General features: G+C 70.9%; 20 protein-coding genes. 13 read left to right on the top strand and 7 right to left on the bottom strand.

Going from position 1 to position 20214, the window contains the following annotated elements:
- Positions 1-205: 205 nt before the first annotated feature.
- Positions 206-1018 carry a hypothetical protein gene (locus tag ACFPCV_RS15605; protein WP_378056844.1) on the bottom strand — a complete coding sequence of 271 codons (813 nt, stop codon included), beginning with the start codon at positions 1016-1018 and terminating at the stop codon, positions 206-208.
- A gap of 310 nt (positions 1019-1328) precedes the next feature.
- On the opposite strand from ACFPCV_RS15605, the gene ACFPCV_RS15600 reads away from it, so the two are divergent.
- Genes ACFPCV_RS15600 through ACFPCV_RS15570 form a run of 7 tightly spaced genes read left to right on the top strand, consistent with a single transcriptional unit; the run spans position 1329 to position 8426 of the window.
- Positions 1329-2465, top strand: a complete 1137-nt coding sequence (locus tag ACFPCV_RS15600; protein WP_378056950.1) for an AI-2E family transporter — start codon at positions 1329-1331, stop codon at positions 2463-2465.
- Complete coding sequence (gene macS / locus ACFPCV_RS15595) at positions 2462-3592, top strand: MacS family sensor histidine kinase (protein WP_378056843.1); 1131 nt, start codon at positions 2462-2464, stop codon at positions 3590-3592. Before ACFPCV_RS15600 ends, macS begins: the two co-directional genes overlap by 4 nt.
- Positions 3592-4239 (top strand): response regulator, encoded by a 648-nt coding sequence (locus tag ACFPCV_RS15590; protein WP_378056949.1) that lies wholly within the window; start codon positions 3592-3594, stop codon positions 4237-4239. Before macS ends, ACFPCV_RS15590 begins: the two co-directional genes overlap by 1 nt.
- A 30-nt stretch (positions 4240-4269) precedes the next feature.
- Positions 4270-5562: a serine--tRNA ligase gene (serS, locus tag ACFPCV_RS15585; RefSeq protein ID WP_378056842.1), complete on the top strand. Its 1293-nt coding sequence runs from the start codon at positions 4270-4272 to the stop codon at positions 5560-5562.
- A 5-nt stretch (positions 5563-5567) separates the two neighbouring features.
- On the top strand, positions 5568-6194 hold the full coding sequence (locus ACFPCV_RS15580) for a DUF1707 SHOCT-like domain-containing protein (RefSeq protein WP_378056841.1): 627 nt from the start codon (positions 5568-5570) through the stop codon (positions 6192-6194).
- A gap of 10 nt (positions 6195-6204) precedes the next feature.
- A complete protein-coding gene (gene tdh, locus ACFPCV_RS15575) occupies positions 6205-7248 on the top strand; it encodes an L-threonine 3-dehydrogenase (RefSeq protein ID WP_378056840.1) in 1044 nt (347 codons plus the stop codon).
- The gene (locus ACFPCV_RS15570; protein ID WP_378056839.1) at positions 7248-8426 is read left to right on the top strand and encodes a glycine C-acetyltransferase; all 1179 of its coding nucleotides are present in this window, start codon (positions 7248-7250) and stop codon (positions 8424-8426) included. Before tdh ends, ACFPCV_RS15570 begins: the two co-directional genes overlap by 1 nt.
- 231 nt (positions 8427-8657) lie before the next feature.
- Here ACFPCV_RS15570 and ACFPCV_RS15565 read toward each other — a convergent pair whose 3' ends face one another.
- Both ACFPCV_RS15565 and ACFPCV_RS15560 read right to left on the bottom strand, forming a co-directional pair.
- Complete coding sequence (locus ACFPCV_RS15565) at positions 8658-8831, bottom strand: DUF397 domain-containing protein (protein ID WP_378056838.1); 174 nt, start codon at positions 8829-8831, stop codon at positions 8658-8660.
- 28 nt (positions 8832-8859) lie between these two features.
- The gene (locus ACFPCV_RS15560) at positions 8860-9717 is read right to left on the bottom strand and encodes a helix-turn-helix domain-containing protein (protein WP_378056837.1); all 858 of its coding nucleotides are present in this window, start codon (positions 9715-9717) and stop codon (positions 8860-8862) included.
- 75 nt (positions 9718-9792) lie between these two features.
- Between ACFPCV_RS15560 and ACFPCV_RS15555 the strand changes: the two genes are divergently transcribed.
- On the top strand, positions 9793-10062 hold the full coding sequence (locus tag ACFPCV_RS15555; RefSeq protein ID WP_378056836.1) for a hypothetical protein: 270 nt from the start codon (positions 9793-9795) through the stop codon (positions 10060-10062).
- Between the two features lie 431 nt (positions 10063-10493).
- Here the strand turns inward: ACFPCV_RS15555 and leuS are convergent, their stop codons facing one another.
- Both leuS and ACFPCV_RS15545 read right to left on the bottom strand, forming a co-directional pair.
- A complete protein-coding gene (leuS, locus tag ACFPCV_RS15550) occupies positions 10494-13340 on the bottom strand; it encodes a leucine--tRNA ligase (protein ID WP_378056835.1) in 2847 nt (948 codons plus the stop codon).
- A 167-nt stretch (positions 13341-13507) separates the two neighbouring features.
- Complete coding sequence (locus ACFPCV_RS15545) at positions 13508-14065, bottom strand: TetR family transcriptional regulator C-terminal domain-containing protein (RefSeq protein ID WP_378056834.1); 558 nt, start codon at positions 14063-14065, stop codon at positions 13508-13510.
- Positions 14066-14152: 87 nt separating this feature from the next.
- On the opposite strand from ACFPCV_RS15545, the gene ACFPCV_RS15540 reads away from it, so the two are divergent.
- From ACFPCV_RS15540 to ACFPCV_RS15530, 3 genes are read left to right on the top strand one after another with little or no spacing between them, the layout of a single operon-like run.
- Positions 14153-15010: an alpha/beta fold hydrolase gene (locus ACFPCV_RS15540; protein WP_378056833.1), complete on the top strand. Its 858-nt coding sequence runs from the start codon at positions 14153-14155 to the stop codon at positions 15008-15010.
- Positions 15007-15615 carry a VC0807 family protein gene (locus ACFPCV_RS15535; RefSeq protein ID WP_378056832.1) on the top strand — a complete coding sequence of 203 codons (609 nt, stop codon included), beginning with the start codon at positions 15007-15009 and terminating at the stop codon, positions 15613-15615. Before ACFPCV_RS15540 ends, ACFPCV_RS15535 begins: the two co-directional genes overlap by 4 nt.
- The gene (locus ACFPCV_RS15530) at positions 15606-16055 is read left to right on the top strand and encodes an SdpI family protein (RefSeq protein ID WP_378056831.1); all 450 of its coding nucleotides are present in this window, start codon (positions 15606-15608) and stop codon (positions 16053-16055) included. The genes ACFPCV_RS15535 and ACFPCV_RS15530 overlap by 10 nt, the downstream gene beginning before the upstream one ends.
- Here ACFPCV_RS15530 and ACFPCV_RS15525 read toward each other — a convergent pair.
- Positions 16017-16598, bottom strand: coding sequence for a YqgE/AlgH family protein (locus tag ACFPCV_RS15525; RefSeq protein WP_378056830.1), 582 nt, complete (start codon positions 16596-16598; stop codon positions 16017-16019). The two genes, ACFPCV_RS15530 and ACFPCV_RS15525, sit on opposite strands and share 39 nt — an antisense overlap.
- Before the next feature lie 265 nt (positions 16599-16863).
- On the opposite strand from ACFPCV_RS15525, the gene ACFPCV_RS15520 reads away from it, so the two are divergent.
- Positions 16864-18177 (top strand): MFS transporter, encoded by a 1314-nt coding sequence (locus ACFPCV_RS15520; protein ID WP_378056829.1) that lies wholly within the window; start codon positions 16864-16866, stop codon positions 18175-18177.
- Here ACFPCV_RS15520 and ACFPCV_RS15515 read toward each other — a convergent pair.
- Positions 18155-19603, bottom strand: a complete 1449-nt coding sequence (locus tag ACFPCV_RS15515; RefSeq protein ID WP_378056828.1) for a CCA tRNA nucleotidyltransferase — start codon at positions 19601-19603, stop codon at positions 18155-18157. The two genes, ACFPCV_RS15520 and ACFPCV_RS15515, sit on opposite strands and share 23 nt — an antisense overlap.
- Positions 19604-19669: 66 nt before the next feature.
- Between ACFPCV_RS15515 and ACFPCV_RS15510 the strand changes: the two genes are divergently transcribed.
- The gene (locus ACFPCV_RS15510) at positions 19670-20212 is read left to right on the top strand and encodes an NUDIX hydrolase (protein ID WP_378056827.1); all 543 of its coding nucleotides are present in this window, start codon (positions 19670-19672) and stop codon (positions 20210-20212) included.
- Positions 20213-20214 lie beyond the last annotated feature (2 nt).

The raw sequence follows: 20214 nt of genomic DNA, 5'->3' as shown, positions 1-20214 counted from the left end.
TTGGCGGGTGGCCGGACGCGGAGGGGCATGCGCGTCGGGGCAGTCGGCCACCCGGGTCTGTGGGAAGGCGCGGGAATGCCCGCTGGGGGGTGAAGGGCGCGGCACCGTGCTGTGTCGGCGTTAACTCGACGAGCTCCGCGAAAGCGGACACGGTGCGGTGTCCGCTCAGCGCTCAGAGGCTGATGGCGGACGCGCCGGTCAGAGGTCAGTCAGGTGCGACACCGGGCTGGGCGCCCGGACGGCCGAAGGTGGCCGCGTCAGAAGCCGCGGCGATACCGCCGCGCGTGAGGCTGAAAACGTTGTCCTGCCACGGAAGCGCGGCGAACAGGTGCGAGTCGGCCGGGTTGCCCGCCGAGCTGTGGCCGCCCGTGGTCGGCACCCCGGTCGGGGCGAACGGGAGCGGAGCGGGCACGTTGGGAAGGCCGGGGAGCATCGGCAGGACCGGCTCCGGGGAACCGCGCCTGCTCATGCCGTCGGCGAAGGCGCGGTCCTGTGCTGTGCGGTGGGCGGTGGCGTCGGCGTCGATGCCGGCGGCCGGTGCCACCGCGGCCACGACCGGCGCGAGCGCCGGGGCGGCGGGGAGGGCCGAGCGGCCGTGGCCGTCGGCCGGGTACGCGTTCCGCGCGCCGCTGTCGGCGGTGCCGGGCAGCCGTTCGATGCCCCGCGCCGTGTCGGAACGGAGCTTCTCGGTGGCGTCCTTCACCTTCGCGCCGAGGTCCCGCAACGGGTTCTTCGGCGGTGGCGGCGGGTCCTGCAGGTGCCGCGCGACGGTGCCGACCGCGGACTCGACCGCGGACTCGACCGGCGCGGCGAAGTCCTCGACCTCGGCGACGACCGTCTGCACCCGCTCCTCGACCGGCGGCAGCGGTGCCGCCGCGTCGGCCGACGCGGCGGCCGTGGAAAGCGACCAGGCGAGCGCGGTCCCGGCGGCGATGCCGCCGACGACCGTCAACGTCCGGCAGACCACACGCCGCGCGAACGCGGCGGTCTGCGAGACGTCGTTCTTCGCCTGATCCACTGAACCTCGCTGAGTAGGACGGGGCGGGAAGCCACACCGGGCGATCGTTCGATCACGTTCGGTTCCGCAAGCCGTGCAGCCGAGACACTGTCATCGATGGCCCCCGGCTCGCACGTCCCAAGGGGACACTCCCCCCGATCGTGTGACGAACACAGTGTGCAGCTGGACCTGACGGAACGTAGTCAGCGGTGGTCGGGGCGATCCGCTGCCAAATGTCCGGCCTGCTCGATACCTTGCGTAGGTGACCTCGCCTCCCGAAGAGAATCCCCCACCGGAACGCAAGAAGCGCCGACGAACACCGCCCCACGACGTGACGGGCCTGGTGCCGACCGGGCTACGGGTGAGCGCCGCGCTGGCATGGCGCTTCCTCATGGTCATCGCCGCGCTGTACGTGATCATCTGGCTGGCCGGCTACTTCTCCCACCTGATGGTGCCGGTGGCGATCGCGCTGCTGCTCGCCGCGCTGATGGCGCCGGGGGTGGAGCGGCTCGTGAAGTGGGGCGTGCCACGCGCCCTGTCCGCCGCCCTCGTGATGGTCGCGGGCATCGGCGTGGTCGGCGGCCTGCTGACGTTCGTGATCATCCAGTTCACCGACGGCCTGCCGCAGCTGCAGTCCCAGGTGTCGGACAGCCTCGAGCAGATCAGGACGTGGCTGACCGACGGGCCGCTGCATCTGCGCGACGAGCAGATCACCACGTTCATCGACGACACGATCGACACGATCCAGGAGAACCAGACCGCGATCACCGAGGGCGCGCTCACCACGGCGGCGACCATCGGCGAGATCCTGACCGGCTTCCTCCTCACCGTGTTCGTGCTGATCTTCTTCCTGTACGACGGCCCCGGCATCTGGAAGTTCGTGACGCGCAGCGTGCCGTCGCGGGTGCGGGACCGGGTGGACGTGGCCGGGCGGCGCGGGTTCGGCGCGCTCGTCAGCTACGTGCGCGCGACCGCCGCGGTGGCGCTGGTCGACGCGGTCGGCATCGGCATCGGCCTGGCGATCCTCCAGGTGCCGCTGGTGATCCCGCTGTCCGCGCTGGTGTTCCTCTCGGCGTTCGTGCCGATCATCGGTGCCGTCATCGCGGGCACGGTCGCGGTGCTGATCGCGCTGGTCGCCAACGGGTTCATCGCGGCGCTGGTGGTGCTGGCGATCGTGATCGGCGTGATGCAGCTGGAGAGCCACGTGCTGCAGCCGTGGCTGCTTGGCCGTGCGGTGCGGCTGCACCCGCTCGCCGTGGTGCTGGCGATCACGGCCGGGCTGCTCTCGGCGGGCATCGCGGGTGCGCTGCTCTCGGTGCCGCTGCTGGCGGTGCTGAACGCGGGCATCAAGTCGCTGGTGAACGACGACGTCGTCGAGCCGGCGGACATCGACGTCCTGAACCAGGACGAGCAGCCGCCGCCGGGGGCCGGCAAGGAGGGCGACACGAAGGCCGACTGGCAGCCGTGAGCGGTGGACAGCAGGGCGGGGACCCCACCCTTCCCCTGTGGCGCGCGGCGGTTCTGCTGCGGGTCCTCACCCTGCTGTTCGCGCTCGGCATCATCGCCCGCCACCTCGCCGAGTACCGGCGGCCGTGGCTGGCGCTGGTCATGGCCGGTGTGATGACGGTCTGGACGGTGGCCGTCGCGGTCCGGTACCTGAAGCCGACCGAGAAGCTGCTCGCCTTCGCGGTGGTGGACCTCGCCGTGTGCTGTGCGGTGATGACGAGTTCCCGGCTGGTCCTCACCCCGTTGCAGCTGCACGGCGAGCCGGTGCCGCTGGTCCCCACGGTGTGGGTGACCGGGGTGGTCGCCGCCGGTGCGGTCGCGGCCGGTCCCGTCGCGGGCGGGGTGTTCGGCGGGGTGGTCGCCGCGTTCAACTTCGGGGTGCGCGGCTACGTCGACACGGACCTGACGCGGGACCTGATGCTCCTCGTCGGGGTGGGGTTCGTGCTGGGGCTGGCGGCGTCGTCGTCGCGGCGGTCGGCGGCCCGGCTCGCGACCGCGTTGCGCACCGAGGCGGCGACGGCAGAGCGGGAACGGCTCGCCAGGTCCATCCACGACAGCGTGCTGCAGGTCCTCGCGCACGTGCGCAGGCGCGGCGCGGAGCTCGGCGGGGAGGCGGCCGCGCTGGCGACGCTCGCCGGTGAGCAGGAGGTCGCGTTGCGGGCGCTGGTGTCGAGCGCGCCGACGACGTCCGAGAGCGGCCAGGCCGACCTCGGCGCGCGGCTGAAGCTCCTGGAGACCGGGCGGGTGTCGGTTTCGGTGCCCGCGACGGCCGTGCCGCTGCCCGCCGCGACGGCCGGCGAGCTGACCTCGGCCGTGCGGGAGGCGCTCGCCAACGTCGACCGGCACGCGGGCGCGGCGGCGAAGGCGTGGGTGTTGCTCGAAGACCTCGGTTCGGACATCGTGGTCAGCGTCCGGGACGACGGGGTCGGCATCGAGCCCGGCCGGGTGGCCGAGGCGGAGCGGGAGGGGCGCATGGGCATCGCGGGGTCCCTGCGCGGCCGGATCGCCGACCTGGGTGGCAGCGTGACGCTCGAGACCGCGCCAGGGGAAGGGGTCGAGTGGGAACTCCGGGTGCCCAGATCTCGGTGATGGTCGTCGACGACCACCCCATGTGGCGGGACGGGGTGGCGCGCGACCTGGCCGAACGCGGGTTCGACGTGAAGGCGACCGCGGGCGACGCGGCCTCGGCGGTGCGGATCGCGCGGACCGTGCGGCCCGACGTGGTGCTGATGGACCTCAACCTCGGCGCCGGTTCCGGCGTGACCGCGACCGGGCAGATCACCGGTGAGCTGACCGCCACCCGGGTGCTGGTGCTGTCCGCGTCCGGCGAGCACGCGGACGTGCTGGAGGCGGTGAAGGCCGGTGCGTCCGGCTACCTGCTGAAGTCCGCGTCGGTGGCGGAGCTGGTCGACGCGGTCACCCGCACCTCGACCGGCGACGCCGTGTTCACCCCCGGTCTCGCCGGGCTCGTGCTCGGTGAGTACCGGCGCATGGCGGCCGATCCCGGGCCCCGGGACCAGCCCAGGCTGACCGACCGGGAGACCGACGTGCTGCGCCTGGTCGCGAAGGGCCTGACGGCGCGGCAGATCGCGACCAGGCTGGTGCTGTCGCACCGGACCGTGGAGAACCACGTGCAGTCGACCCTGCGCAAACTGCAGTTGCACAACCGGGTCGAGTTGGCCAGGTACGCCATCGAGCACGGGCTCGACGAGGAACCCGGCAGCGGGCGGCGATGAGCGGGATCGCCGCTCAGTAGGCTGGTGGCCATGCATGACCCGCGCTCACTGCTCGATCCCGCCACGGACGCCGTGCGCAAGCTCGCGCGCCGTGGCTTCACCCTCGACCTGGCCGCCCTGGAGAAGCTGTTCTCCCAGCGCACGGCCGTGATCGGGCAGGCGGACGAGTCCCGCGCGGAGGTCAACCGGGTCGCGAAGGAGGTCGGCGCGGCCGCCAGGCGTGGCGAGGACGTCACCGCGCTGAAAGCCAACGCCCGCGCGCTGAAGACCCGTGTCCAGGAGCTGGAGGAGCAGCAGCGGCAGCTCGCCGCGGAGCTGGAGGAGTTCCTGCTCGGCGTCCCGAACCTGCCGAGCGACGACCTGCCGGACGGCACCACCGACGCCGACGCCGAGACGGTCGGCGGCTGGGGCGAGCCGCCGGTGTTCGACTTCGAGCCCAGGGACCACGTCGAGCTCGGCGAGCGGCTCGGGATCCTCGACTTCGCGCGGGCCACCAAACTGGCTGGTCCCCGGTTCAGCGTGGCCCGGGGGATCGGGGCCCGGCTGGAGCGGGCGATCGCCACGTTCCTGCTGGAGCTGCACACCGAGAGGCACGGCTACACCGAGTTCTCCGTGCCGGTGATGGTGAACCGGCCGACCATGACCGGCACCGGGCAGCTGCCGAAGTTCGAGCAGGACCTGTTCCGCACCGCCGCCGCCGACCGCGAGCTGTTCCTGATCCCGACGGCCGAGGTGCCGCTGACGAACCTGCACGCCGGCGAGACGCTGGCCGCCGAGGACCTGCCGTTCGCGTACACGTCGAACACGCCGTGCTTCCGGTCGGAGGCCGGTTCGTACGGCAGGGACACCCGCGGCCTGGTCCGCCTGCACCAGTTCCAGAAGGTCGAGCTGGTGCGGTTCTGCACGCCGGAGCGGGCCGCGCAGGAGTTCGACGTGCTGCTCTCGCACGCGGAGACGTGCCTGCGGGAGCTGGGGCTCGCCTACCGCGTGGTGAAGCTGGCGGCCGGCGACATCGGTTTCTCCGCGGAACGCACCTACGACATCGAGGTGTGGCTGCCCGGCCAGCGGCAGTACCGGGAGATCTCGAGCGTGTCGGACTTCGGCACGTTCCAGGCGCGCCGGGCCGGGATCCGCACGAAGGCCAAGGACGGCACGCGGGGGTTCGCCAACACGCTCAACGGTTCCGGGTTGCCGATCGGCCGCACGCTGGTCGCGATCCTGGAGCAGAACCAGCAGGCGGACGGGTCGGTCGTGATCCCGCCCGCGCTGGTCCCGTACACCCGCTTCGGACGGATCAACGCGGACGGCTCCGTGGGGGAGTGATCAACGTGAGCGAGCAACCCGGCCCCGTCGACCCGCGTGAGCTTCGGGTGTCCGACGCCGAACGCACGCACGTGGTGAACGTGCTGCAGAAGGCCATCGGGCACGGGATGCTGTCGCTCGACGAGTTCACCGAGCGGACCGACAAGGCGCTGGCGGCGCGGACCCGGGGCGAGCTGAACGCGGTGCTCGTGGACCTGCCGGGGGTCACGCACACCGACGCGGCGGCCCCGGTCAGGGAGAAGCCGGTGGAGCTGCGGGCCAGCATGGCGACGCTCAAGCGCACCGGCGCCTGGACGGTGCCGCGCGAGCTGGTGATCTACAACCGGCTCGGCTCGACCGAGCTGGACTTCACCGAGGCCCGCATCAACCACAGCGAGGTGCGGATCGAGCTGAACTGCGGTGGCGGGTCGGTGAAGCTCGTGCTTCCCGACCGCGCGTCGGTGGTGACCGACCAGGTGCGGATGACCGCGGGCAGCATCAAGGACAAGGTGGGCAGCGGCGGCGGATCGCCGAGGTTCGTGCTGTCCGGTTCGGTCACCGCGGGCTCGCTGGTGATCCGCCGGGCCAGCTACGTGCGCATCGGGAACCTGCTGATCCACTCGTCGTGGCGGATCACCCGCGCCGCGGACTGAGGGAGGAACCATGAAGGCTCTGGTCAAGGCTGCCCGGGGTCCTGGGCTGGAACTGACCGAGGTGCCCGATCCGGTGGCCGGGCCCGGGGACGTGCTGATCCGCGTGCTGCGGACCGGGATCTGCGGCACGGACCTGCACATCCAGTCGTGGGACGAGTGGGCGGCGAACACCATCGAACCCCCGCTGGTGGTCGGGCACGAGTTCGCGGGCGAGGTCGTCGAGGTGGGCGCGGCCGTCACCAAGGTCAAACCGGGTGACCTGGTGTCCGGTGAGGGGCACCTGATCTGCGGCATGTGCCGCAACTGCCGCGCGGGCAGGCGGCACCTGTGCGCGAACACCGTGGGGCTCGGCGTGCACACGGCGGGCGCGTTCGCCGAGTACGCCGTGCTGCCCGAGCAGAACGCGTGGGTGCACACCCACGAGGTGGACCTGGACGTGGCGGCGATCTTCGACCCGTTCGGCAACGCCGTGCACACCGCGCTGTCGTTCCCGGTGCTCGGCGAGGACGTGCTGATCACCGGCGCGGGCCCGATCGGGCTGATGGCGGCCGCGGTCGCCAAGCACGCGGGCGCCCGGCACGTGGTGATCACCGACGTGTCGGAGCCGAGGCTGGAGCTGGCCCGCAAGATCGGCGTGGACCTGGCGCTGAACGTGACCACCACGAAGATCGCGGACGTGTACGGGCAGCTGCGGATGAGCGAGGGCTTCGACGTCGGCATGGAGATGTCCGGCCAGCCCTCGGCGCTGCGCGACATGATCGCGAACATGACGCACGGCGGCCGGATCGCGATGCTGGGGCTCCCCGCGGCGGAGATCCCCATCGACTGGTCGCACGTGGTGCTGAAGATGCTGACGATCAAGGGCATCTACGGCCGCGAGATGTTCGAGACCTGGTACGCGATGTCGGTCCTGCTGCAGGCGGGGCTGGACATCACGCCGGTGGTCACCCACCGGTTCCACTACACCGAGCACGAGGCCGCGTTCGCCACCGCGCGCGACGGCCGGTGCGGCAAGGTCCTGCTGGACTGGTCCACGAAACCAGAGGAGGCCTGATGTTCGGCGCGATGCGGGAGCACCTGCGGTCCGAGCTCGACGAGATCCGCGCGGCGGGGCTCTACAAGGCGGAACGGGTGATCTCGACCCCGCAGAACGCCTCGGTGCGGGTCGGCACGGACGCCGAGGTGCTGAACTTCTGCGCCAACAACTACCTGGGCCTCGCGGACCACCCCACACTGGTGGCGGCGGCGAAGGACGCGCTGGACCGGTGGGGTTTCGGCATGGCGTCGGTGCGGTTCATCTGCGGCACCCAGGAACCGCACAAGGAGCTGGAAGCCAAGCTGTCGGAGTTCCTCGGGACCGAGGACACGATCCTGTACAGCTCGTGCTTCGACGCGAACGCGGGCCTGTTCGAGACGCTGCTCGGCCCGGAAGACGCGGTGATCTCCGACGAGCTGAACCACGCGTCGGTGATCGACGGCATCCGCCTGTGCAAGGCGTCCCGGTTGCGCTACCGCAACCGCGACATGGCCGACCTGGAGCGACAGCTGAAGGAGGCGTCGGGCGCGCGGCACCGCCTGATCGCGACCGACGGCGTGTTCTCCATGGACGGCTACCTGGCCCCGCTGGACGAGATCTGCGCGCTCGCCGACCGCCACGACGCACTGGTGATGGTCGACGACTCCCACGCCGTCGGGTTCACCGGCCCGACCGGCCGCGGCACCCCGGAGCTGTTCGGCGTCACCGACCGGGTGGACGTCGTCACCGGCACCCTCGGCAAGGCGCTTGGCGGCGCGAGCGGCGGCTACACGTCCGGCCGCGCGGAGATCGTGGAGATGCTGCGGCAGCGGTCGCGCCCGTACCTGTTCTCGAACTCGCTGGCCCCGTCGATCACGGCGACCGCGCTGGCGGCGCTGAACCTGCTGGAGTCCTCCGGCGAGCTGCTCGCCCGCCTGCGCGCCAACACGGAACTGTTCCGCACGCGGATGACCGAGGCCGGCTTCGACCTGCTGCCCGGCGAGCACCCGATCATCCCGGTCATGATCGGCGACGCGGCGGAGGCGGGCCGGATGGCCGACCTGCTGCTGGAACGCGGCGTGTACGTGATCGGTTTCTCGTACCCGGTCGTGCCCCACGGCAAGGCCCGCATCCGCACCCAGATGTCCGCGGCTCACTCGACCGAGGACGTCGAGCGCGCGGTGGCGGCGTTCAAGGCCGCCAGAGCCGCAATGTGAACACTCTTCGCAATCGTCCGAACACGCCATCCGGTGATTCGTGCGCAACTGCTAACGATTGGTCAGCAGCAGGCCAACGGGGTGCCACAATGTTCCCCGTCTCTGAGATTGTCAGAGCCCCACGCCGGCGGAGTGAAGCCGAGCGTCGGGGCCCGGCTCCGGCCGGGCTTCGCGCCGCTGGCATCGGTCGCGTAGCCCCCCGAGCGATCGATGCCAGTGGCGCGGTCCGGCTCAGCGGTCGAAGGTCCCGGCCTTCACGCTGACCAGGAGACCGCACAGGTCGACGCGGAGGGCGGGCCCGGCCGGGTTCTTGCTGTCCCGCACCGCCCCGACGTGAGCGAGTTCGACACAGTTGCCGCCCTGCCCGCTCGAACGACTGGACTTGCGCCACCGTAACGGGGTCACGTCCCACACCACCTTCGTCAGCCCGAGGTCACAGCTCCTCCATCACCCTACTGACGAGGGCCATCGACTCGGCTGGCGAGAGCGCGAGGTCACGTAACCGGCCGAACATCCAGGTGTAGCGCTCGAAGTCCGCCGGTCGATCGGGGTAGAGGGCACCGGAGTCGACCTCTACGAGGATCGTCGGCTCTCCGCCGTCGGCCGGGAAGTGCAGCATGGTGAACGAACTGGTCATCGCCGGGTGGGCGCCAGCGCTGAACGGCAGCACCTGCACGGTGATGTTCGGCCGTTTCGCCATCTCGCCGAGGTGGCGCAGTTGCTCACGCATCACGGCGGTCTCGCCGACGTGTCGGCGCAACACCGCCTCGTTCACCACGACACGCAGTTGTGGCGGCGTGGCACGTTCGAGAAGCTTCTGCCTTGCCAGCCGGAAGTCGACTCGGCGGTCGACTTCCTCATCGACGACATCCGGGCTGCTGACAGCAGACACCGCCCGGCAGTAGTCGGCGGTCTGGAGCAAGCCGGGCACGAACTCCGCTTCGTACGTCCAGATCTCCGTCGCCTCGGCTTCTTCGCCGACGAATCGCTCGAACCAGTTGGGCATGGTGTCGCTGTAGGCGAGCAGCCAGCCGCGATCCTCGGACTCCGCCGCCAGCTTGGCGAGGTGGTCGATCAGCGGGGCGCCGATGCCGTAGGTCTGGCACAGCAGGCGGACGGTGCGCGGCAGGATCGTCTGCTTGGCGCTCTCGATCCGGCTGATGGTCGCGCGGCTCAGCCCGGACCGCGTGGCCGCCGCCGCCATCGTCCTGATCCCGGCGGCGAGGCGAAGCTCGCGCAGCTGACGGCCGAGCTGCCGCCGTCTGGTCGCCGGACCGGGCTCAGTGGTCATCGAGAGGTCTCCTTCGGCGCGTTTCACCCGATCGGAACTGTGCTCATGAACGTTCCACCATGTACGTTACCTCACATGAACCAAGCCAGCCCGATCAGGGTCTCCGCAGGTCAGGGCCGCGACGAGGTGTCGGTGTACACGAACGCGGGCGTGAACGCCAACGTAGCGCTCACCCTGTACATGCGCTCGCCGGACGACCTGGGTGTCACCCTCATGTTCGGCACCGAGCGACTCGCGCTGGAGTTCTTCGACGTCGCCAGCCTCGAGCAGTTGCGCGACCTCGCCGACGAGGGCGCGCAACTGCTGCGGACGGCGTTCGCGAAGAACTCCAGCGCCGCGGGCTAGATGCTTCCGTGAAGTTGGCGTCGGGGTTTGTCCTCGCCGAACGGGCAGGTCTCCGGGGTGGCGGAGGGCTGTTTGGCTGCGTTTCGGGCGGGTCTGCCTGCCGTGGGCTTGCGCCACCGTTGGGGTGCGTAGGCGCGGACCCGCTTCGCGGGGCTTTGCTTGTGCCGGGCTTGCTACGCGCCCTGGCTTTGGTGCTGCGAACGGCGCGTTCAGGGCAGAGCCGGTGTCTCGAATGCGTCGTTCGGGGCACCGAGCCCGCGCACCCCGCAAGGGGAGCCGCTGTTCACACTGCCCTGCCCTGAATGGGCCGTTCAGGGCGCTGAGCGTCCTGAACGCGCCTTTCAGGGCACCAAAGCCGGACTGCCCCGCCGCCCCCGGGACCTGCCCGTCCGGCGAGGACGAACCACCTGGTCGCGAAAGCGTCGGCCTGGCTAGACGACCACGTTGACCAGGCGGCCGGGGACCACGATCACCTTGCGGGGTTCGCCGCCGGTGATCAGGGTCGCCACCTTCTCCTCGGCCAGTGCGGCGGCCTTCACCTCGTCCTGGGTGGCCGAGGCCGCGACCGTGATGCGGGCGCGGACCTTGCCGTTGACCTGGATCGGGTACTCGACCGTGTCCTCCACCAGGTACTTCTCGTCCGCGACCGGGAACGGGCCGTGTGCCAGGGAGCCATCGTGGCCCAGGACCGCCCACATCTCCTCCGCGATGTGCGGGCACATCGGGGCCAGCATCTGCACCATCGGCTCCACGACCGACCTCGGCGCCGGCTTGCTGCCGTAGGTCTTGGTCACGTGGTTGTTCAGCTCGATCAGCTTCGCGCCCGCGGTGTTGAAGCGCATGTTCGCGTAGTCGGCGTGCACACCGTCGATCGCCTTGTGCAGGGCGCGCAGTGTCGCCTCGTTCGGCTGTTCGTCACTGACGTGCGGTTCGCCGGTGTTCTCGTCGACGACGTTGCGCCACATGCGCTGCAGGAAACGCTGTGCGCCGACGACGTCCTTGGTGGCCCACGGGCGGGAGACGTCCATGGGGCCCATGGCCATCTCGTAGAACCGGAACGTGTCCGCGCCGTACCGTTCGCACATCTCGTCCGGCGTGACGACGTTCTTCAGGCTCTTGCCCATCTTCCCGTACTCCTGCCTGACCTCCTGGTCGTTCCAGAAGTACCTGCCGTCGCGCTCGACGACCTCCTCCGCGGGCACGTAGACGCCGCGCGCGTCGGTGTAGGCGTAGGCCTGGATGTAGCCCTGGTTGAACAGGCGGCGGTAGGGCTCCTTCGCCGACACGTGGCCCAGGTCGTACAGCACCTTCTGCCAGAACCGCGAGTACAGCAGGTGCAGCACGGCGTGCTCGATGCCGCCGATGTACAGGTCGACACCACCCGGGTCGTCCTGGCCGTGGACCTGTGGCTGCGGCCCCAGCCAGTAGCGCTCGTTCTCCGGCTCGCAGAACCGTTCGGAATCGGTCGGGTCCACGTAGCGCAGCTGGTACCAGCACGAACCCGCCCACTGCGGCATCACGTTCGCGTCGCGGCGGTACGTCCTGACCCCGTCGCCCAGGTCCAGCTCCACGTCGATCCAGTCCGCGGCCCGCGACAGCGGCGGCGAGGGCTCGGAGTCGGCGTCCTCCGGGTCGAACGTCCTCGGCGAGTAGTCGTCGACCTCGGGCAGCTCGACCGGCAGCATGCTCTCCGGCAGCGCGCGCGGCAGACCGTCGGAGTCGTACACGATGGGGAACGGCTCGCCCCAGTAGCGCTGCCGCGCGAACAGCCAGTCGCGCAGCTTGTACTGCAACCGGCCCTCGCCGTGGCCGTTCTGCTCCAGCCACGTGGTGATCGTCTTCTTGGCCTCGTCGATGTCCAGGCCGTCCAGGAACCCCGAGTTGATCGCGGGCCCATCGCCGGTGAACGCCTCGCCGTCGAAGCCCTCCGCAGGCTGGACCGTGCGGATGATCGGCAGGCCGAACGCCGTCGCGAAGTCCCAGTCGCGCTGGTCCTGGCCGGGCACCGCCATGATCGCGCCGGTGCCGTAGCCCATCAGCACGTAGTCGGCGATGAACACCGGGACGCTGGCCTCGTTGACCGGGTTCGTGGCGAACACGCCCACGAACACACCGGTCTTCTCCTTGTTCTCCTGCCGGTCCAGGTCGGACTTCTGCGACGCGGCGCGCCGGTACGCGGCGACGGCCTCCTTCGGCGTCGCGTGGCCGCCGGTCCACCGCTCGTCGGTGCCGGCCGGCCAGGCGTCCGGCACGATCCGGTCCACCAGGTGGTGCTCGGGCGCCAGCACCATGTACGTCGCGCCGAACACGGTGTCGGGGCGGGTGGTGAAGACCTCGATGACGTCATCGGTCACCGGGAAGCGGATGTGCGCGCCCTTCGAGCGGCCGATCCAGTTGCGCTGCATGGACTTGACCTGTTCTGGCCACTCCAGCAGGTCCAGGTCGTCGACCAGCCGGTCGGCGTACGCGGTGATCCGCATCATCCACTGGCGCAGGTTCTTGCGGAACACGGGGAAGTTGCCGCGCTCGCTGCGGCCGTCGGCGGTGACCTCCTCGTTCGCCACCACCGTGCCCAGGCCGGGGCACCAGTTGACCGGCGCGTCCGACAGGTACACCAGCCGGTGCGCGTCGATGGTCCTGCGCTGCTCGACCCTGGTCAGCTCGGCCCACGGGCGACCGTCCACGGGGGTACGGGTGCCCTCGGCGTACTCGGCCTCCAGCTCGCTGATCGGCCGGGCCCTGTCCTGCTGCTCGTCGTACCAGGAGTTGAAGATCTGCAGGAAGATCCACTGCGTCCAGCGGTAGTACGACAGGTCGGTCGTGTTGACGCGGCGGCGCTCGTCGTGACCCAGGCCCAGCCTGCGGATCTGCTTCAGGTAGCGGGTGACGTTCTCTTCCGTCGTCTTGCGCGGGTGCTGCCCGGTCTGCACCGCGTACTGCTCGGCGGGCAGGCCGAACGCGTCGAAGCCCATGGTGTGCAGGACGTTGCGGCCGGTCATGCGGTGGTAGCGCGCGAAGACGTCGGTGCCGATGAAGCCCAGCGGGTGGCCGACGTGCAGGCCCGCACCCGACGGGTACGGGAACATGTCCTGCACGAACAGCTTGTCCTCTGGCACGTCACCCTTCAGCGGGCCGACCGGGTTCGGGGCCTCGAAGGTCCCGTGCTCCTCCCAGTGCTCCTGCCACCGCAGCTCGATGGAACTGGCCAGCGCGGCCGTGTAGCGGTGTCCGGGCACTGCCTCCGAACCAGCCGGTGAGGCGGCGGCGTGGTCACTCATCGTGGGGTCCTTCCCTGGTTGCTCTGCTCCGGAACACAAAAAACCCCTCTGCCGCAGGGCATGAGGGGTTAGCCGCACCGACCTCCGAGACGGTCAGCGCGGCCGGCTAAGGAGCAGGCGTCCGGCGCGCATACCACCAGTCTATCGCGGTGGCCAACCCCGATTTGTCAGGCCTCCAGGCGGGACAGGTGGTGGTCGACCAGCGCGATGGCCTCCTGCGGGGAGCGGTGGCCGAGCAGCACGGCGTCGCCGAGACCGGCGACGACCGCCAGCAGCAGGTCCGCCTCCCTGGCCGGGTCGAGACCGGCCGAGAGCGTCCCGTCGGCCTGCGCGGCGGCGACCATCGCGGCCACCGCCGCGCACAGCTGCGCGTGCCCGGTGCGGAACCGCTCGGCGATCTCGTCGTCCTTGAGCGCGCGCATCAGGAACGCGTTCGCCACCAGCGCCTGGTCCCGGCTCGCGTCGTCGAGCGGGAGCAGGGCGACGACGGTGTCCCGCAGGTCCGTGGTCACCCGGTCCTCGACGTGGTCCCGCAGCGTCGCGGTGGCGTGGCGCAGCATCGCGTCCTTGGTCGGGAAGTAGTGCTGCACCAGGCCCTTGGAGATGCCCGCGGCCGCCGCGACCTCGCCGAGGCTGACCGCCTCCAGTCCCCGGTCGGCGGCGATGCGCCGGACGGCCGCGGCGATCAGCCGCCGCCGCTCCTCGTGGTCGACACGCTTCGGCACCCGAACACCTTTCGCAATACGACCGGATTGCAAAAACCCGGCGGGTCTTTTACGATCCGATCGTATCGCCAAACAGGGGGAGGCCGGATGGGGTTCGTCTCACCACAGGCCCACGCCGAGTACGACGCGGCCTACGACCTGGCGTTCGCGGCACTGCCCGCGCCCGCCGGACAGCACGACGTCCGCACGGACTTCGGCACCGCTCGGGTGTACCGCTTCGGTGAGCAGGGACCCGCGCCACTCGTGCTGCTGCCCGGCCGGGCGGGCACCTCGATCATGTGGGAGCCCAACCTCGCCGCGCTCGCCGCGGCGCACCCGGTGTGGACCGTCGACCTGATCGGCGAGCCGGGCCGCAGCGAGCAGACCTCGGCGATCCGCACCGCCGCCGACCAGGCAGCGTGGCTCGACGCCGTGCTCGCCGGGCTCGGCCTGGACGCCGTGCACCTCGTCGGCTACTCGTTCGGCGGCTGGCTCGCGGCGAACCTGGCCGTGCGGGCGCCTGCACGGCTCGCGTCGGTCACGCTGATCGACCCGGTGCGGACGTTCGCCGGGTTCCCGCTCCCACTGCTCGTGCGCACGACGCTCACGCTCATCCCGGGCATCCGCCGCTGGGCCCGGCCGTCGTTCCTGCGCTGGACCGCGGGTGGCGCGGAAGTGCCCGCCGACGACCCGGTCGCCACGATCATCGACGAGGGCATGCGGACCTTCCGGATCACGCTGCCGGTCCCGGCACCGTTCACCGACGGGCAACTGCGGTCGGTCCGGGTGCCCGTGCTCGCGCTGATCGCGGGCCGCAGCGTCATGCACGACGGCAGGCGGGCCGCCGCCCGTGCCGAGGCGCTGCTGCCCGACGCGCGGGTGGAGCTGTGGCCATCGGCGACCCACGCCATCGCGGGTGAGTCACCGGCACTGGTCAACGCCCGGATCCTGGAGTTCCTGCCGTGATCGGGCTGCTGCTGGACGCCGGGCTGCCGCTCGCCGGGTACTACGGGCTGCGGCTGGCCGGGCAGAGCGAGCAGCTCGCGCTGCTGGCCGGTGCGGCGCTCGCCGGGCTGCGGATCGTGTGGGTGGCCGTGGCGCACCGGCGGTTCGACGGGGTCGCGGCACTGCTCACTGCGGTGCTCGCGGTCGGCCTCGTGTTGACCTTCTTCTCGGGTGACGCGCGGTTCATCCTGGTCAAGGAGTCCTTCGGCACCGCGGCCGCCGCGCTCGTCCTGCTGGCGAGCGCGCGGGGCAACCCGCTCGTGCTGGTGGCCGTGCGTGCCGGGGCGAAGGAGGAGAAGCGGGCCGAGATCGACCGGCTGTGCGCGGACGTGCCCGGGTTCCGGCGTTCCTTCGTGCTGATGTCGGTGGTGTGGGGAATCGCACTGCTGGCCGAGGCCGCGGCACGGGTGCCGCTCGTCTACCTGCTGCCCGCCGACGTCATGGCCGGGCTCAGCGTGGTGCTCCTGCTCGTCGTGATCGGGCTGCTGTCGGTGTGGACCGCCTGGTACGCGGGCCGGGTACAGTCCCGCAACGCGCCCCGACCTACCATCGACACGTGTTCGTAGTCGCGCTGGTTCCGCTGCTGGTCGGGTTGGTCGTCGCGTCGGTCGGGACCCTCGGGTTCATCGAGCGGTTGCCGCGCAACCGGTTCGGTGGCGTGCGCACGCCCGCGACCCTGCGCGACGACGAGACGTTCCGGGTCGGCAACAAGGTCGCAGGCCTGCCGATCGCGGTCGGCGGCGCGGTCGGGATCCTCGGCGGTGCGCTCGCGCTCGCCATGGCGGCGACCGCGGCGGTCATCGTGACCGCCGTGCTCGCACTGCTCGGCATGCTGGTCATCGCCGGTGCTGGCGGGGTGCTGGGGCACCGGGCCGCGGCGGCCGTGCCCGAACCGGAGCCGGAGCTGCCCGAGGGCTGCAAGGGCTGCCAGTGCGGCGGTTGTGGGGTCGCCGCACTGAAGAAGCAGTCAGTTGGTGCGGACGTCGCCGGGGTGGGTGGCGAGTAACGCCAGCGGCATGCCCTGCCGCCGCAGCACCCGGCCCCACAGGTCCTGGTCCGTGGGCGCCAGCACGTCACTGGGCAGCGCGGGCACCACGATCCAGTCGCCGCGCTCGATCTCACCCGCGACCTGGCCGACGTCCCAGCCCGCGTAACCCGCGAACACCCGCAGGCCCTTGAACTTGGGCACCAGCACGTCGGGGTCGGCGTCGAGGTCGACGAGCGCGACCGGGCCACGCACCCCGATCAGGCCCTTCACCCCCGCCGCCTCCTCGCCCGTGCGCAGGGAGGCGAGGCACAGGGCCGTCTTCTGCTCGACCGGGCCGCCGACGAACACCGAACCCGGGTTCGTCACGTGCGGACCCCAGTTGGGCAGCACGTCGTCGACCGGGACCTCGCTCGGGCGGTTCAGAACCACACCGAGCGTGCCTTCCCCCCGGTGGTCTATGACGAACACGACGGTCCGGCGGAAATTAGAGTCGGTGAGACTGGGTGCCGCGACGAGCAGCGTGCCCGGCTCTACGGTCGCGTCGGGAGCGTCGGATCGCACCAGGACATGATCCCATTCATTCAGCGGGAATCCAGCACGCCTACGGTACCCGGGGAACAATGGGAGCCATCTCCTCGTTGGAGGAGATGGCTGGACGCCCTTGTGTCCCCCGGGCTCAACTAGAACAGCCTTCATGGAATACCGGTACGGCCGGAGCCATGTCGCGCCATCCGCCGTGAGGCGACCTGGCGCCCAGCCACCCGAACGGCGGGGATGTCACGAGAGTGGCAGACCCGCCGTTCGCGGTTTCCCATAGGCTCGACCCGTGACGACCTCTGCCGATGTGGATCCGCATCACAGCCGGATCGGTGCGCGTCGGCTGCTCGCCATCGACGGCTTCCGCAGGCTCCTGTTCAGCCGTTTCTCGTCGCAGTGGGGCGACGGTCTGTTCCAGACGGGCCTCGCGGGCGCGGTCGTGTTCAACCCGGAGCGGGCGGTGTCGCCGCAGGAGATCGCGGCCGGGTTCGTCGTGCTGCTGCTGCCGTACTCGGTCATCGGGCCGTTCGCGGGCGCGCTGCTCGACCGGTGGGACCGGCGCCGCGTGCTCGTGGTGGCGAACCTGCTGCGCGGCGCGCTAATCCTGGTCTCGGCGATCTGTGTGACCACCGGGGTCGCCGGGTTCCCGATCCTGTTGCTCGCGTTGATCGTCATCGGCATCAGCCGGTTCGTCGGGTCCGGGCTGTCCGCTTCGCTGCCGCACGTGGTGCCGGTGCCCAACCTCGTCGAGGCCAACGCGTTGTCGGTCACGCTCGGCGCGGTGGTGTCCGTGATCGGCGGCGGCTGCGCCATCGGCCTGCGCACCCTGTTCGGGGAGGACAACACCGGGTCCGGCCTGACCACGGCCGTCGCGATCATCGGTTCGGGACTGGCGGCGTGGCTCGCGTCCCGGTTCGTCCGCGGCGCGCTGGGCCCCGACCGGGTCGTCGAGCCCGCCACCGCGGTCGCGGCGGTCGCGCACGGGCTGTTCGACGGGGCCAGGGTCGCCGCGCGCACCCCCACCGTCGCCGCCGGGTTCTGCGCGCTGCTCGCCCACCGCGCGTCGTTCGGGATCTCGCTGCTGATGACCGTGATCCTGATGCGCTACAGCTTCGAGGACTGGGGCCCGGTCGAGGCCGGGCTGCCGGGGCTCGGGGTGGTGCTCGGCGCGGGCGGCATCGGCATCTTCCTCGCCGGTCTCACCACCGCGCGCCTGGTCACGAGCCTCGGCCGCAAGCGGACGGTGTTCCTCGCGCTCGGGCTGGCCGCGATGTCCCAGTTCGGGCTCGGCATGCCGATGATCCTGCCGACCACGCTGGCCGCCGCGTTCCTGATCGCCTACACCGGCCAGGTCGTGAAGCTGTGCGTGGACGCGGCGGTGCAGCGCGACATCGGCGACGAGACCCGCGGCCGGGTCTTCGCCCTCTACGACATGCTGTTCAACATCACGCAAGCGCTTGCGGTGGCGGTCGCCGCCACCGTGATCCCGGCCAACGGCGAGTCGGTGACCCTGATCGTGGTCGCCACCGTGGTGTACCTGGCCGGGATCACCGGCTTCGAACTGGTCAGCAGGCGCGGGGTCAGGAGCCGGCGGGAGGCGTGATGCCCTCCGCAGCCGCCCACGTGCGCAGCTCCGCGATCGCCTCGTCGTGGTCCAGTGGGCCGCGGTCGAGGCGGAGCTCCTTGAGGTGGCGCCACGCCCTGCCCACGAGCGGGCCGGGCGGCAGGCCGAGCAGCCGCATGATCTCGTTGCCGTCCAGGTCCGGGCGAACGCGGGCCAGGTCCTCCTCGGCGGCGATCCTGCCGATCCGCTCCTCCAGGTCGTCGTAGGTGCGCTGGAGCGCGGCCGCCTTGCGGCGGTTGCGGGTGGTGCAGTCGGCGCGGACGAGCTTGTGCAGCCGGGACAGCAGGGGACCGGCGTCCGTCACGTACCTGCGTACCGCCGAGTCGGTCCACTCGCCCTTGCCGTAGCCGTGGAACCGCAGGTGGAGGTACACGAGCTGGGCGACGTCCTCGGTGATCTCCTTCGAGTACCGCAGCGTGCGCAAACGTTTGCGGACCATCTTGGCGCCCACGACCTCGTGGTGGTGGAAGCTCACGCCGCCGCCCTCGACGAACCGCCGCGTCGGCGGCTTGCCGATGTCGTGCAGCAGCGCAGCGAGCCGCAGCACCAGGTCCGGCTCCGCGCCCGGCTCCTCCAGGTCGATCGCCTGCTCCAGCACCACCAGCGAGTGCTGGTAGACGTCCTTGTGCTGGTGGTGCTCGTCGATCTCCAGCCGCATCGCGGGCAGCTCGGGCAGCACGTGGTCGGCGAGGCCGGTGTCGACCATCAGCTCGATGCCCCGGCGCGGGTACCGGCCGAGGAGCAGCTTCGACAGCTCCACCTGGACACGCTCGGCGGTGATCCGCTCGATCTCACCCGCCATCTCCCGGATCGCCGCCAGCACGCGCGGGGCCACGGTGAAACCGAGCTGGCTCACGAACCGGACCGCGCGCATCATCCGCAGCGGGTCGTCGGCGAAGGACTCCTGCGGGGTGGCGGGCGTGTCGAGCACGCGCCGCTTCAGCGCGCCGCGGCCGTCGTGCGGGTCGACGAACCGCTTCGTCGCCATGTCGATCGCCATCGCGTTGACCGTGAAGTCGCGGCGGACCAGGTCGTCCTCGATCGTGTCGCCGAAGCGGACCTCGGGGTTGCGGCTCATCCGGTCGTACGCGTCCGACCGGAACGTGGTGATCTCCACGGTGGTGCCGCGCTTGGCCGCGCCCATGGTGCCGAACGCGATCCCGGTGTCCCAGATCGAGTCCGCCCACCCCGCCAGCAGCTCACGCACCCGCTCCGGCCGCGCGTCCGTGGCGAAGTCGAGGTCGTTGCCAAGACGGTCCATCATCGCGTCCCGTACGGTGCCGCCGACGAGGTACAGCTGATGCCCGGCCGCCGTGAAGCGGGTCGCCAGCTCGTCGGCCACAGGAAAGCGCACCTGTTCCTCCGGATCACGGGTACTTGCGTCGATGGTGTTGAGCTTGGACACGAGGAACGAGCCTAACTGCCGCTGATCGGGTAACCCGGACGCCGTCCCAGCATTACGATCGCGAACATGCCCCCGTCGTCCGGCAGGTCGCGTGGTGCCCGGTCGGGGCGCCGCGGCAGACGACGCGGGCGGCGCCTGGCGGCCGTCGACGAGACGTCGGCGGGCGGCGTCGTGATCAACGTCGCCCGCGACAAGGTCGTGCTCATCGGGCGGCTCGACCGGCGCGGACGGCTCCTGTGGTCGCTGCCCAAGGGCCACATCGAGGCCGGCGAGACCGCCGAGCAGACCGCCGTGCGGGAGGTCGGGGAAGAGACCGGCATCCTTGGCGAGATAATTCGACCGCTCGGCACCATCGACTACTGGTTCGTCGCGGAACGCCGCAGGATCCACAAGACCGTGCACCACTTCCTCATGGTGGAGCGCGGTGGCGACCTCTCCGACGAGGACGTCGAGGTGACCGAGGTCGACTGGGTCGCACTGGACGAGCTGGAGGACAGGCTTGCGTACGCCGATGAGCGCCGCCTCGTCCGCACGGCGCTGGAACTGCTCGCGATCCACCAGGACGGCGAAACCACCGAGGACGTACCGGTCGAGGCTGATGGGGGCTGAGC

The organism is Actinophytocola glycyrrhizae (genome assembly GCF_042653545.1).
Classification (GTDB): Bacteria; Actinomycetota; Actinomycetes; order Mycobacteriales; family Pseudonocardiaceae; genus Actinophytocola; species Actinophytocola glycyrrhizae.
This window is presented reverse-complemented; position numbering and strand designations above follow the sequence as displayed.

Bases quoted from the DNA above. Each gene is read 5' to 3' on its own strand.
- leuS (WP_378056835.1), bottom strand. From the start codon at position 13,340: ATGAGTGACCACGCCGCCGCCTCACCGGCTGGTTCGGAGGCAGTGCCC.
- ACFPCV_RS15540 (WP_378056833.1), top strand. From the start codon at position 14,153: ATGGGGTTCGTCTCACCACAGGCCCACGCCGAGTACGACGCGGCCTAC.
- tdh (WP_378056840.1), top strand. From the start codon at position 6,205: ATGAAGGCTCTGGTCAAGGCTGCCCGGGGTCCTGGGCTGGAACTGACC.
- ACFPCV_RS15570 (WP_378056839.1), top strand. From the start codon at position 7,248: ATGTTCGGCGCGATGCGGGAGCACCTGCGGTCCGAGCTCGACGAGATC.
- serS (WP_378056842.1), top strand. From the start codon at position 4,270: ATGCATGACCCGCGCTCACTGCTCGATCCCGCCACGGACGCCGTGCGC.
- ACFPCV_RS15510 (WP_378056827.1), top strand. From the start codon at position 19,670: ATGCCCCCGTCGTCCGGCAGGTCGCGTGGTGCCCGGTCGGGGCGCCGC.
- ACFPCV_RS15560 (WP_378056837.1), bottom strand. From the start codon at position 9,717: ATGACCACTGAGCCCGGTCCGGCGACCAGACGGCGGCAGCTCGGCCGT.
- ACFPCV_RS15555 (WP_378056836.1), top strand. From the start codon at position 9,793: ATGAACCAAGCCAGCCCGATCAGGGTCTCCGCAGGTCAGGGCCGCGAC.
- ACFPCV_RS15590 (WP_378056949.1), top strand. From the start codon at position 3,592: ATGGTCGTCGACGACCACCCCATGTGGCGGGACGGGGTGGCGCGCGAC.